This is a genomic window from Paenibacillus sp. FSL R5-0766 (assembly GCF_037971845.1).
In the GTDB taxonomy this organism is placed as follows: Bacteria; Bacillota; Bacilli; order Paenibacillales; family Paenibacillaceae; genus Paenibacillus.
This window is the reverse complement of the sequence record NZ_CP150227.1, coordinates 5,240,133-5,254,648: the sequence shown is the minus strand read 5'-3', so window position 1 is coordinate 5,254,648 and position 14,516 is coordinate 5,240,133. Positions and strand designations below refer to the sequence as shown.

Here is a 14,516-nt window from a genome sequence, read left to right as displayed (position 1 = left end):
TTCATATGAAAAAAGGAGCAATGCTCATCTGGCTTCTGGTGATGACCTTGATGCTCTCGGCCTGCAATCTGGCAGAGAGTGGTCCAGGCAGCAAAGACAAGGGATATGTCGGTATATCGATGCCAACCAAATCATCAGAACGATGGGTGGGAGACGGGGAGAACATGGTCCGTCTGTTTCAGGAGCAGGGGTACAAAACCGATCTTCAGTATGCTGAGGATGTGGTCGAGAATCAGATTTCACAGATTGAAAACATGATCACCAAAGGTGTGGATGTGATGGTCATCGCGTCCGTGGATGGCAACACATTAACGGATGTAATCAAGAAAGCGCATGACGAAGGGATACAAGTGATCTCGTATGATCGCCTCATTCGTAATACGCCCTATCTAACCTATTACGCCACGTTCGACAATTTTAAGGTTGGTGTGCTTCAAGCCTCCTACATCGAACAAAAGCTTGGACTCAAGGATGGAAAAGGACCGTATAACATTGAGCTGTTTGGTGGCTCTCCTGATGATAATAATGCCTATTTCTTCTTCGACGGTGCGATGTCTGTCCTGAAGCCGTACATCGATTCCGGCAAACTGGTGGTACGCAGCAAGCAGATGACGATGGCCCAGATTGCGACCTTGCGCTGGGACGGGGCACTGGCCCAGTCACGGATGGATAACCTGCTGAGTGCGTATTACTCGGGTGATCATCTGGATGCAGTATTATCTCCTTATGATGGAATCAGTATTGGTATCATTTCATCTTTGAAAGGGATTGGTTACGGTACTTCGAACAAGCCGCTCCCCGTTATTACAGGACAGGATGCCGAACTTGCCTCAATTAAGTCAATTGTGGCCGGGGAACAGACGCAGACGGTGTTCAAGGATACACGGAAGCTAGCGGAGAAGACGGTAGAGATGGCCAATAGTATTTTGCAAGGAAAACAGGCGGAAGTTAATGATACAACATCATATAACAACGGAATTGAGGTTGTTCCGGCGTATCTCTTGGATCCCATCTCGGTGGACCGTACAAATGTGGAGCAGGATATCGTTGGTACACAGTATTACACGAAGGAAGAAATCGGACTGAAATAATAAATGAAAGGAGCACATCCCATGGCCGGAATCATTCTGGAAATGAAAAACATCACCAAAACCTTTCCTGGCGTTAAAGCACTGGAAAATGTCAATCTAAAAGTCCGTGAAGGCGAAATTCATTCCATATGTGGTGAAAATGGCGCAGGTAAATCTACCTTGATGAAGGTACTGAGTGGTGTATATCCACATGGCACGTATGAAGGCGACATTTTATTTCAGGGCAAAAATTGTGAGTTCAAGAATATCAAGCAGAGCGAGGATCTGGGAATTGTCATTATCCATCAGGAGCTGGCCCTGATTCCCTACCTTTCAATCGCGGAAAATATATATCTGGGCAATGAGCGTGCGAGCAAAGGAATTGTCAACTGGAAGGAAACTTTTGTAGGTACACGAGAACTGCTCTCGAAGGTGGGACTGAGCGAAAATCCAAACACGCTGGTATCCAGCATCGGTGTAGGCAAGCAGCAACTGGTCGAAATTGCGAAAGCGCTCTCCAAAAAGGTTCGGCTGCTTATTTTGGATGAGCCAACCGCTGCGCTGAACGAGGACGACAGTGAAAATCTGCTGCAATTGATGCTGGAATTCAAGAAACAGGGCATCGCCTGTATCCTGATCTCACACAAGCTGAATGAGGTATCCAAGGTATCCGATTCTGTGACCATTTTACGGGATGGCAAGACAATTGAGACGTTGGATATGAAGAAGGAAAAAGTGACGGAGGACCGGATTATTAGCGGAATGGTAGGACGTGATCTCACCAGCCGTTATCCGGAACGTCATGCGACCATTGGTGAAGTTATCCTAGAGGTAAAGGACTGGACGGTATATCACGAACATCATGCCGAGCGGAAGGTACTGGATCAGATCCATATGAATATCAGACGTGGTGAGATTGTAGGTATTGCCGGGCTGATGGGCGCTGGGCGTACCGAGCTTGCCATGAGTATCTTTGGCAAATCCTATGGCCGGAATATTTCGGGTCAACTCATTAAGAATGGTAAACCGATCCACAACAATACCGTCACAGAGGCTATTCAGAATGGGTTTGCTTATGTGACAGAAGACCGCAAGGAATACGGACTCATTCTGATGGATGACATCAAGCGCAATATTTCCTTAACGGGTCTGAGCAAGCTGACGCGAAACGCAGTAGTGAACGAGCGTGAAGAAGTACTGGTGGCGGAAAAGATGAAGAAAAGCATGAACATCAAAGCACCAAGTATTTTGCAGAAGACCGGTAATCTGAGTGGAGGCAACCAGCAAAAAGTGGTGCTCAGCAAATGGATTTTTGCCGGACCAGATATTCTTATCCTGGATGAACCTACCCGCGGTATCGATGTGGGAGCGAAATTCGAAATCTATACGATCATTCATCGGCTTGCTGCTGAAGGCAAGGGCGTACTGGTAATCTCATCCGAGCTTCCGGAGGTTCTTGGCCTGTGTGACCGGATCTATGTGATGAATGCCGGACGAATCACCGGTGAAGTCAGCCGGGAGCAAGCATCGCAGGAAACGTTGATGAGATATATGACCAAGTCTGGAGGCGGCAAGCATGGAAATGATAACAAAACTGTTCAAAAATAATATCCGTCAATACGGCATGATTATTGCCTTGGTAGTGATTATGCTTTTGTTCGAGGTACTTACAGGCGGGCTGTTGCTCAAGCCGATTAATATTACGAATCTGATCTTGCAGAACAGCTACATTTTGGTGCTGGCGATCGGAATGGTGCTGGTCATCATTACCGGGCATATTGACCTGTCTGTTGGTTCCATTGCAGCCTTTGTTGGTGCCGTTGCCGCGATTATGATGGTTGATTGGCAGCTTCCGGCTTGGCTTGCGGTCATCGCTTCCTTGCTGGTTGGCGCTTTGATCGGTGCATGGCAAGGCTTCTGGATCGCCTATGTGCGAATTCCGGCATTTATCGTGACGCTGGCAGGTATGCTGCTGTTCCGCGGCTTGACGATGATCGTGCTGGAGGGGCAATCGATCTCTCCTTTCCCGGGTGGTTTCCAGAAAATAAGCTCGGGCTTCCTGGCGGACATTCAATTCTCAGGTTTCGGTCTGGTATCTATCATTGTGGGTCTTGTGCTTACCGTTTGGTACATTGTCAATGAACTGCGGGAACGCCGTTCCCAGCGAAAATATGGATTCGAGGTCGTGTCACAGGGACTGTTTTTGCTCAAGTTGATTGTGGTGGCTGTGGTGACAAATCTGTTTACGTTTGTACTCGCAAGTTATGCAGGTATTCCGAATATCTTGGTTCTGCTGTTTGTCCTGATCGTTGTGTACTCCTTCGTTATGAATCGTACTGTCATGGGACGGCATGTGTATGCGCTTGGAGGTAATGAGAAGGCCGCAGGTCTGTCTGGGGTCAAAACAAAAAAGGTAACCTTCTGGGTTTTCGTGAACATGGGTACACTTGCCGCGGTATCCGGGTTGATCTTCGCCGCACGTCTGAATGCAGCTACGCCAAGAGCGGGTACCAACTTCGAGCTGGATGCCATTGCGGCCTGCTTCATCGGTGGTGCTTCCGCTTCAGGGGGCATAGGTACGGTATTTGGTGCCATCATCGGTGGTTTGGTTATGGGTGTCCTGAATAACGGGATGTCCCTGATTGGTCTCGGCATAGACTGGCAGCAGGGGATTAAGGGATTGGTTTTGCTGCTGGCTGTAGCATTTGATATCTATAATAAAAATAAAAGATCGGCGTAACACTTAATAAAATGAAAAAACAGACCATGATCTCAGGATCAGGTCTGTTTTGCTGTATGCACAACTTATTTACATCAAGGCATCGAGGAAACGTGTGGCGATGCCAAAATAGATAAACAGGGACAAGATATCATTCAATGTGGTGATTAACGGGCCAGAGGCAACAGCCGGGTCGACTTTGAAACGACTAAGCAGAAGCGGGATGCATGTACCGGTCAGTGTACCAATGACAAGAGTGAGGAACAGAGATACCCCAATAATGGCGCCCAGCAGCCAGTCCCCTTGCCAGAAATAAGCGATGACAGTAATCAGCAATCCACATACCAAGCCAATCATTATTCCTACCTTGATCTCCCGACCAATCAGTGCGAGTACGGTGGCTTTGTCGAGTTTGCGTCCGATCAGTCCGCGTACCACAACAGCCAGAGACTGCGTTCCTGTGTTACCGGTCATACCTGCGATCATCGGCATGAAGAATGCCAATGCCACAACCTGATTGAGTGTATCTTCGAAAAAATCCACGATACTTCCCGAGATTAATCCAATCAAGAGAAGCAATATGAGCCAGGGAAGCCTGCGTCTGACGGCCACAAGTGGTTTGGTATCAAAGTCGATATCCTTGCTGCCGCCCCCCATCTTGGCCAAATCTTCACTGGCTTCATCCATAATAATATCGATGACATCATCCATCTGAATGATACCGCATAACCTGTGATTTTCATCCACCACCGGAAGTGCAATAAACTCATAACGCTGTAGAAGCTGTGCTGCTTCTTCCTGGTCCATATCTACCGTTGCATGGATCACCCGCCGGGTCATCAGTTCTTCAACCTGGGTCTTATCGTCAGCCAAGGCAAGAGATCGATAACTCACGACACCGACCAGTTTGCCTTCATCATCGGTCACATAGAGGTAACTGGAGGGGGAGATATGCATGGTACCTTGTGATTGCCGTAAGGCTTCCTTCGCTGTCTCATGAGCGAGCAGGGTCCGATATTGATCTGTCATGATGCGTCCTGCCGTCTCCGGCGGATAATTAAGCACGGATCGGATAATGGCAGAGTGGTCCAGATTCATGTTGGACAGCAATTCTTCTCGGCGTTTGGCGGGTAAATCGTGCATAAACCGGATCAAATCACTTTTGTCCATCCGCTGCATGACTTCAAGTGTTCGTTCCGGCCCAAGTCGTTCAAACAGTTGAATCTGGTCGTGCAGCTTCAGGGTCTCGGCGAGATCCGCCAGAGCATCGGGTTTGAAGAGGAGCAGAAACCGATTGGTTTCTTCTTCAGGGAACTTTTTATATACAAGTGAGAGGTCGTAGGGATGCAGTTCTTTCACCAATTTATAGAAATCGGGAAGGTTCCGGGATTGCACATGTTGCACGAGTTGTTTGGTGATCTCCTCCACGGAGAAATCTTTTTTGGTATGAGGTCCGTTCATATCGACACTCCTTTCTATTCGGTCAGCTTCATATTTTTAAACGAAATAGGTTGGCGGTTAAACAAATGGATAAAAAAAGAGAATACCCAAAATGATATTGTAATCTTGCTCAAACATTCGATATGGGCTTACAAACAGCCACTTCAAGGATATACTTGTTGTACAGCAACAGACGAGGAGGACATGCGCTAGTGGAAGTAGATATCAGAACACAATTGCTCAGCATGGTTGAGCCGGAGTATCAGAAATTCTCGGCTGCACTTATTCCCAACATCACGAATGTACTTGGTGTAAGGTTGCCAGCCTTACGAAAAATTGCCAAGCAACTTGCCGCCGGGGACTGGCGCACGTATCTGGAAACGGCAGAGGATGAATATTTTGAAGAAGTGATGTTGCAAGCGATGGTCATTGGGCATGTACAGGCTGATCTGGACGAACTGTTAAAGGCTATTGAAACATTTGTACCGAAGATTGACAACTGGTCGGTGTGTGACAGCTTCTGTGCTGGACTGAAATATACGAAGGTCCATTCGGAGCCCATGTGGGCGTTCTTGCAGCCGTATCTGAGATCAGATCAGGAATATGAAATCCGGTTTGGTGTGGTAATGCTGTTGAATTTTTATCTGAATGAGAGATATATCGATCAGGTTCTATCCGCATTGGATCAGATTAGGCACGAGGCGTATTATGTGAAAATGGCAGTGGCTTGGGCCATCTCAATGGCTTATGTGAAACAACCTGAGGTGACTATGCGTTATCTGAACCATAATACCCTGGACGATTTTACGTATAATAAGGCACTTCAGAAAATCACGGAATCTTATCGCGTGGATCCAGAGAGCAAGCAGATGATCCGTAGTATGAAACGTAAGGTGAAGAAGCAGATTACCTCCTAGTTCTAGCATTAAGCATTCCACCAGGGAGAGGGCGGTAAACGAATGAGAAAAAAGTTGATGTACACCACGATGCAGTTGGACGGTCGTCCATGGGTGCTGCTCGCTACGGAACAGGGATTGTGCCGAGTGGTCATGCCAAACGAAACATTGGAAGATTGGAACGGCTGGATACAGAAGGTTGCACCTGGCGTGGAACTGGAAGAGAACGAGGATGCTCTGAAACAAACAGGTATGATCGACTGGTTGCAGTCCTATTTTGCAGGAGAACCGATGGCTTATACAGATGCGATCCCACTGGACTTGATCGGAACGAACTTCCAGCAGGAGGTATGGAGAGAGCTAGGGCGTGTGCCTTACGGTGAAATTCGGACCTATGGTGACATTGCCGCTGCGATTGGAAGACCTTCGGCTGTGCGAGCAGTTGGGGCTGCCAATGGGGCCAATCCAATTCCGGTTCTGCTACCATGCCACCGCATTATTGGGGCTAATCGCAAGCTGACCGGGTTCCGTGGAGGCCTGGAGATGAAGCGCAGACTGCTGGATATCGAACAGATTGAAGGTGTGACCGATGGAGGGCATGCGCGGTTTCATTTTTAAGCTTGATTATACTTTTTTTTCTTTATTTGGGATAAAATAAGTGATTTGTAATATGGAAGTGGTATATAATCTATGTGTGGTATATATATATATCTTAAATACAACTACTAGGAATATGCATATTCAATGAGGATTCAAATTTAATTCAGAAAGGAGGAACTACGATGTCGTATGCTCCTCAAAAGCGTCATTCTAATCGAGCAAAGCGCTGGATCATTACGATTGGAATATTCATAGTTGTTCAAATGATTTTTATCGCCATTGATGGCACTTTCTTGGAACCCAGTATAAACGATAGTGACAACGTATTGGCCAAAACGGTAAGAGGGATTTTGGAATCAAAATTACTCACCGAACGGATTGCCCCGTATTCTTTTCCATTTTTTAATTTGTTTTTGATAGTTCACGTTGTTGCAATATTGATTCAAGCATTGGGAGATAGTATATCAGCTATATTTGCAAAAAGATAAGCAAACAAATGGCAGGATACTAAAAGATTTATAGAAATCCAATTTGCAAGCTGGTTATGGTAAACACCAGGAGCCAGCTTGTTATTTTCTCTGATGACGTTCTCTTAAGATCACCTTATCTATAATTCCTCTTTTTCAGCTTTCTCTCCACATCAGTCACTTCTAAATATCAAATGTGCAGTTTCAGAACATTTTAATAATTCAAACGCATAAACAAGAGTGAGTTCTCAAAGAGTCGATGTTACGTGAGGAACGTCCGTTTGTAGTAAAGAGGAATTTTGAATTATTTTGGCAATTATGGTAGAACTATATGATAGGTTATGATACAATAGTGGAAAAAATATGTAAATGTAGATTATTTAGTTTACTATCTTGGTGATCATCAATTAATATATTTATGGATTTGGACATAAAAAGAATTCTTATATAGATATATGAGGGGGAAATCACAGTTGGAAGATATACATATAAGTTCCGAGGAGTTAAACGGCGTACATCTTCACCTGTACAACACGAATAAATTTAAGACAGTAAGCATTATGTTAACGATGAAGTCGCCTCTCCAAGAGAGTTTGATCACTGCAAGAGCACTCATTCCCCATATCCTGAACGGAGGGTCAATACATTACCCGAATCGTAAGTTGATACAACAAAAACTTGATAAATTGTACGGAGCAACTCTCCTTCTAGATGTACAAAAAAAAGGTGAAGATCATAGCATTGTTTTTAGGATGGAGATACCTGCGGACAAATTTCTTGATGATTCTGCTTCATTACTGAAGTCGTCTCTTGAGTTATTGCATGAGATCGTTTACAATCCCTTAATTGAAAATGGAGGGTTTCATTCTGTAATTGTTGAACAAGAGAAACGTTCCTTAAAACAACGGATTGATTCAATACATAATGAAAAAATGCTATACGCGAATGTTCGCTTGCTAGAAGAGATGTATAAAGGTGAGCCTTACCAAATTCCAGCATTCGGAAGAAAAGAAGATATTAATTCACTGGATGCAATAGCAATTTATCAAGCCTACGAAAATATGCTTCAAACGGATCGTTTTGACTTATTTATTGTGGGTGCGTTTAACGAAGATCAGGTCAAATTAATGGTGCAGAACATCTTTTGTGAACAACATAACAATGAATTTATGAAAGGGTTTTCTTCTGCAGGTGTAACTGTAAATGATATTAAAGTTATTGAAGATAAAATGGACGTAAAGCAAGGTATCCTTCTGTTAGGGTACAGAATTTCTTCGACAATACAAGATGAGGATTACGAGGCTGCAAGAGTGGCGAATGCTATTTTTGGCAGGTTTCCATCTTCCAAGCTATTTCGTAATATACGTGAAAAGGAAAGTCTTGCTTACTTCTCTCATTCCCAAATGGAAAGCAATAAAGGATTATTGATCGCTATGGCAGGGATTGATTTCATTCATTATGAACGTGTAGTTGAAATGATTAGAGAACAAGAGCGTGCCATGAAACAAGGAGAATTTACAGATGCGGAAGTTGAACAAGGTAAAGGAATGTTGATTAATCTATTATTGGAAGCGCATGATTCTCCTGTAGGAATTATGGACATATTCATTCAATCTGTGGATAGTGGATTATCTATTGATATACATGATCAGATTCAAAGAATTAGTAAAATATCAAAAGCTGATGTCATTTGCACGGCTAAAAAGTGGGAACTGGATTCGATCTACTTTTTGAATAGAGAGGAGTGAATGAATTGCACCCCATTATTTATGAGGGATTAGAAGAAACCATATATTATAAAAAGCTCCCCAATGGCCTTGAAGTGTACATACATCCCAAGAAAGACTTCCATAAAACAGTTGCTACATTCACAACTAAGTACGGTTCGATAGATAACAAATTTTCACCTGAAGGAAAAGATTATTTTGTTCAATTCCCGGATGGAATAGCCCATTTTTTAGAACATAAGATGTTTGAATGTGAAAAATGGGATGCATTTCATAAATTTGCAGAGCAAGGAGCCTTTGTTAATGCATTCACCGGTTTCACTCGTACAGCGTATACATTATCGGCTACATCTCGCATAAAAGAGAATCTCACAACTCTTCTTGATTTTGTTCAGGAACCCTATTTTACAGATGAAACGGTAGAAAAGGAAAAAGGTATCATTGAACAGGAAATAAAAATGTATGACGATAATCCAGACTGGCGTGCACGATTTGGTGTTCTGGATAATCTGTATAAGAGTCATCCAGTTAAAATCGATCTTGCAGGAACAATTCCTTCTATTCAACAAATTACAAAAGAGGATTTGTACACTTGCTATAATACATTTTATCACCCGAGCAACATGTTGCTGTTCGTTATTGGACCTGTAGTTCCTGAAGAAATTTTAAGGCTTGTTCGAAGCAACCAGGAGCAAAAAGAATTTCCGGAAACTAAAAAGATTCGCCGTTTTTTTCCTGAAGAAGGTGCTGCAGTGAACAAAAGCTCAAGTGTTATAAAATTGCCAGTTCCGATTCCTAAAGTTTTTATTGGATACAAAGAATCATTTCCGATAAAACAAGGACAAGAGATACTTAAATATGAGTTGTCATTAAATGTTTTGCTTGAGTTGATGTTCGGAAGCGGTTCAGAAGCTTATGAGAAAATGTATGAGAATGGTTATGTGGACAAATCATTTAATTTCGAATATACACATGAAAAGAATTTTGGGTTTTCGATCATAGGTGGAAACAGTTATTCGCCTGAAGACGTAATTAAAATTATAAGTGAAACCATCGAGAAATTTAAAAAGGACTCCATCAATCAAGACGATGCAGAACGTGTTATTAACAAAGAGATTGGTGCATTTTTAAGTGCCATTAACTCGCCTCAATTTATCGCTAATCAATTTACACGTTATCGTTTTAATGACTTGGACTTATTTGACGTATTGCCAACACTTGAGAGCTTAACAGCATCTGATCTTGAAGATGTACTGCATGTACACTTTTCGGATGATTCAAGAACAACATTAATTGTAAAGGACAAATAGAAAACAGAAAATCAGGAGGTGAGAGAATGTCAAATCTTTTAGAAATTAAAAATGTTAGAAAATCCTATGGAAACAAGGTTGTCTTAAAGGGGATTTCATTTAATGTCCCATCCGGATCAATTGTTGGTTTTATTGGCGATAACGGTGCGGGGAAATCAACAACATTCAAAATTGTATTAGGGTTAATTTCCAATGACGATGGCATGGTGAACATATTTGGAGAAGAAAATATAAATAAAAACCCTAAAATCAAAGAGAAGATTGGCGTCGTATTTGATGCAGCTAATCTACCGGCTCATCTTACAATAAAGCAACTGAATAAAGTTTTTGGCAAATTGTTTGATTCTTGGGATCAGGATAACTTTCATCGTTTAGTTAGTTCTTTTTCTCTTCCTGTAGATAAAAAGGTAAATGAATTTTCACGTGGGATGTCAATGAAACTGTCAGTTGCTGTTGCATTATCGCATAATGCACAATTATTGCTTCTTGACGAAGCGACGGGAGGGCTTGACTCCTCATCAAGAGAAGAGATGTTAAATGAGTTAAAAAGTTTTGCCAGCAAAGAAAACGGGGGTATATTACTTTCCTCTCATATAATGAGTGATATTGAGAAAATAGCTACTCATCTTGTCATTATAAAGGAAGGTGAAATTTTGCTGAATGCAGAGAAAGATGAAGTTTTTGAAAACTATACAATTGTAGATATGGACATGGAAAAACTTAATTCACTTAACCAAGATATCGTGGTTGCCAAAAGAAACCTTGATACGTATTACAGTGTACTTGTATCCGATAAAAAGCAATTACCGCATGATCTGGTGACGAAGCCCATCTCAATGGATGACATCAGCTTATTATTAACAAGGAGTAATGAATAAATGAACGGTTTATTATTGACAAGTTATTATTTAGTTTATCGGAGTTCCTTTTTATATACGGGACTGGCCATACTGTTATCGGTCATCATTTTAACATTTGCAGATGCCTCTATGCATCGGTTAGTTGCACTGTTAAATATCTTGCTTATGGTGATGTCTGCCCTTGACGTAATCAAATTCGAGGGTAAGTCGGGTTATGATAAATATGTTCTTACTCTACCTGTCAGTAGAAGTACTATTGTACAAAGTCACTACCTCTTCTATTTTTTGGTGGTAATTTACGGAGTTATACTATCGTATAGCATCTTTTATATATATGATCTGGTGTCAGGCACGCCGATCAATGAGATGTCCGATTCTATCTTTTTTGGGATTTTCGCAGTTCTTCTCACTGGTGCAATAAACTTTCCACTGTACTACATCTTTGGTCCAGAAAAATCGGATTCCATTACATTGGGGAGTGTAGGTGGGGCGATATTGATTACGATTGTTTCACAAAGCTTGGTTGGTTATGTGGCATCATTCTTTAACCCGAACAATCCAGATCTACTTGCCCCGATTATTTACTTAATATTTGGTGTTATTGTCTATATTGTATCTTTATGGTCTGCTATTCTAATATACCGAAGGAAAGAATTTTAAGAATGACAAGTTTATAAAACAGGCTCAAAAATTTTTTTGAAGGCTGTTTTAATATGTAATTCGTCTAACAACGTTAATTATTTCGATAATAGAGTACGTTAAAGCTAAATCGGAGGGGTTATGTATGGAAGGAAATATGCTATACAATCTATATTTAAAACCAAACTCGGAATATTACGGTAAATTGGAGAATGATGCAAAAAAGCAGAATAGGTATGAACTTGGTGACATTCCTGATACATATGCGGTTATCTCAGATCGTGAATCGGTTTGGAAGCACTATCATGTTAAAGGTTCACGACTTCCTGATCAGGGATGGAAAATTCATGTTACAGCGTTATTCGAAGAATCACAGAACCTGTTAGATCAGGTTTCTAAATTATGTATAGATGAGCGGATTGAGTTCAAGCACCTCAAGGATAGACAAAGTTTTATCAAAACGAATTCGAAGAATGCCAATCGTGCTTCTTCGGGGAAGTTTATAACAATATACCCTGTGAATAACAATGTCTTTGTAAAATTGTTAGACATGTTATGTCTAGCAACCCAAGGGTTTAAGAAAGGCGCGTATATACTTAGTGATAAGAGATGGAAAAATAGTAATGTATTTTACAGATATGGTGGATTCAGAAGTGTATATAATGAATATGGAGAACATTGTATTAAGGATGAACAAGGTAATCTAGTTAAAGATGAGAGAACGCCCTTTTATCAGGTTCCTGATTTTGTGAAAGATTTTGATGATTATCTGAATTCACTAAATTATTCTGATGATCTGGAAACTAAAGGGGATGGCAATTTAGAGCGATATGAGATTGAAAGTGCACTTAGCTATAGTAATGCGGGTGGGGTATACCGTGCGACTCGAAAGAAAGATAACCTGAATGTGATTATCAAGGAAGCCAGACCAAATGCTGGTTTGGACGGTTCAGCTCATGACTCCTTATCGAGACAGATAAAGGAATATGATGCTTTAGCGAAGCTTAAAGATGTAACGGGCGTTGTAAGTTTAATAGAGTATTTTCAAGAATGGGAGCACTACTTTTTGGTGGAGGAATTCATTGAAGGAGGAGACTTAAGGCAGTGGCTCGCTCAACACTTTCCATTCTTTAGAGACGATGAGCGTATGCGTAATCATGCCGCAAATGTTAAAAAGGTATTGTTGCAACTTTTTACACTGATAGATCAGATGCATAAAAAAGGAATAGCCATGGGTGATTTTCAGCCAGCGAATATAATGGTGGCTGATGACTTAACCGTGAGGCTAATTGATTTTGAAACAGCTATGCATGTAACCTCCAAAGACAAACCCACTATGATGACCATCGGATTCGCATCCCAGGAAATGAAGATCAGTGGAGCGAGAGATTGGTTTGGATTAAAGAAATTAACAAAGTATCTGGCTCTTCCAGTGTTATCTTCGGAAGTTTTAGATGAGTACCTACAATACAATCACTTCAGATGGATAAAAGAGATTTATGAAGACTCATTTTACCAATTTATTGTAGATTTACAGGAGAAATGTGACCAAAAAATAAGAAATTACCAAGAGTATTTTCCTAAAGAAATGGTCCTTTCTGATAAAACAAGTGACTTTAACATCTCCTCAATCACGAAGAAATTAATAGAGGGCATGCAGGATAATTTAACAAATGATGAAAGATTTGTTCATGGAGATATCCGCCAGTTTGAGATGAATGGGGGTAAATTCAACTTTTTAACTGGTGGGACTGGTGCTGCTTTTACACTTATCAAAAATAATACGAACTCTCTAGAAGTCGATAAGTGGATCCAAGACTTTTTGTTAGGAAATTTAAATACTATTGAAGCCAATGGTATGTTTGATGGGAAAACAGGGATATTGGCTTTATTGTATGAAACAGGTTATGAGGCAGTTGTCTTAAATGAATTGAAGAACATAAGAGCTAATATGAACGAATCCAATATTTCTTTGCGCTCAGGTCTTTCAGGAATAGGACTGTTCGTCATTAGTTTATATATCGAGACAGAAAACGATGAATATTTACAGTTTGCGAAGGAAATTGAAGAGTCAATTGAAAGAAATCGAAATAACGATGCGCGGTTTAACACGAATGATTGGATGGCAGTAGGGATAGGAGTAATTGATGGGTTATCAGGTGTCTCTCTCTTTTATTCCGCCATGTATTCCATCACGGATGATAAACAGTATTTGGAGAGAGCTAGACAATTAATAAAGGAGGATCTAGAAAAAACAATATTTGATGAGGTAACCGGCTCCCTACAAACATTGGATAATCGAAATCGTCAATTGCCCTATCTTTCAGGAGGGTCGATTGGAATTGGAATTGCAATATGGTTTCTAAATCATGTAAGTGGAGAAGAGGCTTATCAAGAAGAAATCAATGCGATTACAAAGTTGTCACAGATCTGTTCCACTATTAGTGGTGGGTTGTTCGATGGGGCAGGAAGCTTCCTTTTAATTCCTTCTTTGATGAAAAATAACGGGGATCGTGAAGTAATTATTAAAGAGGTATTGAGCCTGCTTAATTTATTCTTAATTGATAAAAATGGATATTATGTATACCCGGGTCAATTCTCATATAGGCTAGCGGATGATGTGTATACAGGTAGCTCGGGAATAATACTGGCATTGATGGGGATCGTCAAAGATAACCCGCTCTATTGGTTGCCACTAGTCAATTCAAATGAATTTCTGACAAGAACTAAAGCTCACGATGTTTCAGTAACGAGTTAATAAAAATTAGTTGAGAAATATATGGGTATA

General features: G+C 41.3%; 12 protein-coding genes. 11 read left to right on the top strand and 1 reads right to left on the bottom strand.

Translation table 11 applies throughout. From position 1 onward, the window contains the following. The first annotated feature begins 5 nt into the window (after window positions 1-5). From chvE to mmsB, 3 genes are read left to right on the top strand one after another with little or no spacing between them, the layout of a single operon-like run. Window positions 6-1,091 (top strand): multiple monosaccharide ABC transporter substrate-binding protein, encoded by a 1,086-nt coding sequence (gene chvE / locus MKY66_RS22770; RefSeq protein WP_076212292.1) that lies wholly within the window; start codon window positions 6-8, stop codon window positions 1,089-1,091. Between the two features lie 21 nt (window positions 1,092-1,112). After that, complete coding sequence (gene mmsA, locus MKY66_RS22765; protein WP_076212291.1) at window positions 1,113-2,678, top strand: multiple monosaccharide ABC transporter ATP-binding protein; 1,566 nt, start codon at window positions 1,113-1,115, stop codon at window positions 2,676-2,678. Then, entirely contained in the window at window positions 2,647-3,810 is a 1,164-nt protein-coding gene (mmsB, locus tag MKY66_RS22760) for a multiple monosaccharide ABC transporter permease (RefSeq protein ID WP_036674453.1), read from the top strand. Before mmsA ends, mmsB begins: the two co-directional genes overlap by 32 nt. A gap of 69 nt (window positions 3,811-3,879) precedes the next feature. On the opposite strand, the gene mgtE is transcribed toward mmsB, so the two are convergent. Further along, window positions 3,880-5,250 (bottom strand): magnesium transporter, encoded by a 1,371-nt coding sequence (gene mgtE, locus MKY66_RS22755; RefSeq protein WP_076212288.1) that lies wholly within the window; start codon window positions 5,248-5,250, stop codon window positions 3,880-3,882. Between the two features lie 191 nt (window positions 5,251-5,441). Here mgtE and MKY66_RS22750 point away from each other — a divergent pair, with 191 nt between their 5' ends. The 8 genes from MKY66_RS22750 to lanKC all read left to right on the top strand — a co-directional run bounded on the left by MKY66_RS22750 (window position 5,442) and on the right by lanKC (window position 14,486). Further along, on the top strand, window positions 5,442-6,146 hold the full coding sequence (locus tag MKY66_RS22750; RefSeq protein ID WP_047844001.1) for a DNA alkylation repair protein: 705 nt from the start codon (window positions 5,442-5,444) through the stop codon (window positions 6,144-6,146). Between the two features lie 42 nt (window positions 6,147-6,188). Then, a complete protein-coding gene (locus MKY66_RS22745; RefSeq protein ID WP_076212284.1) occupies window positions 6,189-6,743 on the top strand; it encodes a methylated-DNA--[protein]-cysteine S-methyltransferase in 555 nt (184 codons plus the stop codon). Between the two features lie 164 nt (window positions 6,744-6,907). Next, window positions 6,908-7,213, top strand: coding sequence for a YfzA family protein (locus MKY66_RS22740; protein WP_076212282.1), 306 nt, complete (start codon window positions 6,908-6,910; stop codon window positions 7,211-7,213). A 452-nt stretch (window positions 7,214-7,665) separates the two neighbouring features. Next, on the top strand, window positions 7,666-8,940 hold the full coding sequence (locus MKY66_RS22735; protein ID WP_083657147.1) for a pitrilysin family protein: 1,275 nt from the start codon (window positions 7,666-7,668) through the stop codon (window positions 8,938-8,940). After that, window positions 8,937-10,229: a pitrilysin family protein gene (locus tag MKY66_RS22730; protein WP_305956069.1), complete on the top strand. Its 1,293-nt coding sequence runs from the start codon at window positions 8,937-8,939 to the stop codon at window positions 10,227-10,229. Before MKY66_RS22735 ends, MKY66_RS22730 begins: the two co-directional genes overlap by 4 nt. Before the next feature lie 26 nt (window positions 10,230-10,255). Continuing rightward, window positions 10,256-11,107 carry an ABC transporter ATP-binding protein gene (locus MKY66_RS22725; RefSeq protein ID WP_076212276.1) on the top strand — a complete coding sequence of 284 codons (852 nt, stop codon included), beginning with the start codon at window positions 10,256-10,258 and terminating at the stop codon, window positions 11,105-11,107. After that, window positions 11,108-11,749 carry an ABC-2 transporter permease gene (locus tag MKY66_RS22720; protein ID WP_076212274.1) on the top strand — a complete coding sequence of 214 codons (642 nt, stop codon included), beginning with the start codon at window positions 11,108-11,110 and terminating at the stop codon, window positions 11,747-11,749. It begins immediately after the preceding gene. A 124-nt stretch (window positions 11,750-11,873) separates the two neighbouring features. Beyond that, a complete protein-coding gene (lanKC, locus tag MKY66_RS22715; RefSeq protein ID WP_076212272.1) occupies window positions 11,874-14,486 on the top strand; it encodes a class III lanthionine synthetase LanKC in 2,613 nt (870 codons plus the stop codon). Window positions 14,487-14,516 lie beyond the last annotated feature (30 nt).

Excerpts from the sequence above, each read along its gene's own strand:
- MKY66_RS22725 (WP_076212276.1), top strand. The coding sequence starts at position 10,256 with ATGTCAAATCTTTTAGAAATTAAAAATGTTAGAAAATCCTATGGAAAC.
- chvE (WP_076212292.1), top strand. The coding sequence starts at position 6 with ATGAAAAAAGGAGCAATGCTCATCTGGCTTCTGGTGATGACCTTGATG.
- mgtE (WP_076212288.1), bottom strand. The coding sequence starts at position 5,250 with ATGAACGGACCTCATACCAAAAAAGATTTCTCCGTGGAGGAGATCACC.
- MKY66_RS22745 (WP_076212284.1), top strand. The coding sequence starts at position 6,189 with ATGAGAAAAAAGTTGATGTACACCACGATGCAGTTGGACGGTCGTCCA.
- mmsB (WP_036674453.1), top strand. The coding sequence starts at position 2,647 with ATGGAAATGATAACAAAACTGTTCAAAAATAATATCCGTCAATACGGC.
- mmsA (WP_076212291.1), top strand. The coding sequence starts at position 1,113 with ATGGCCGGAATCATTCTGGAAATGAAAAACATCACCAAAACCTTTCCT.
- lanKC (WP_076212272.1), top strand. The coding sequence starts at position 11,874 with ATGGAAGGAAATATGCTATACAATCTATATTTAAAACCAAACTCGGAA.
- MKY66_RS22740 (WP_076212282.1), top strand. The coding sequence starts at position 6,908 with ATGTCGTATGCTCCTCAAAAGCGTCATTCTAATCGAGCAAAGCGCTGG.
- MKY66_RS22720 (WP_076212274.1), top strand. The coding sequence starts at position 11,108 with ATGAACGGTTTATTATTGACAAGTTATTATTTAGTTTATCGGAGTTCC.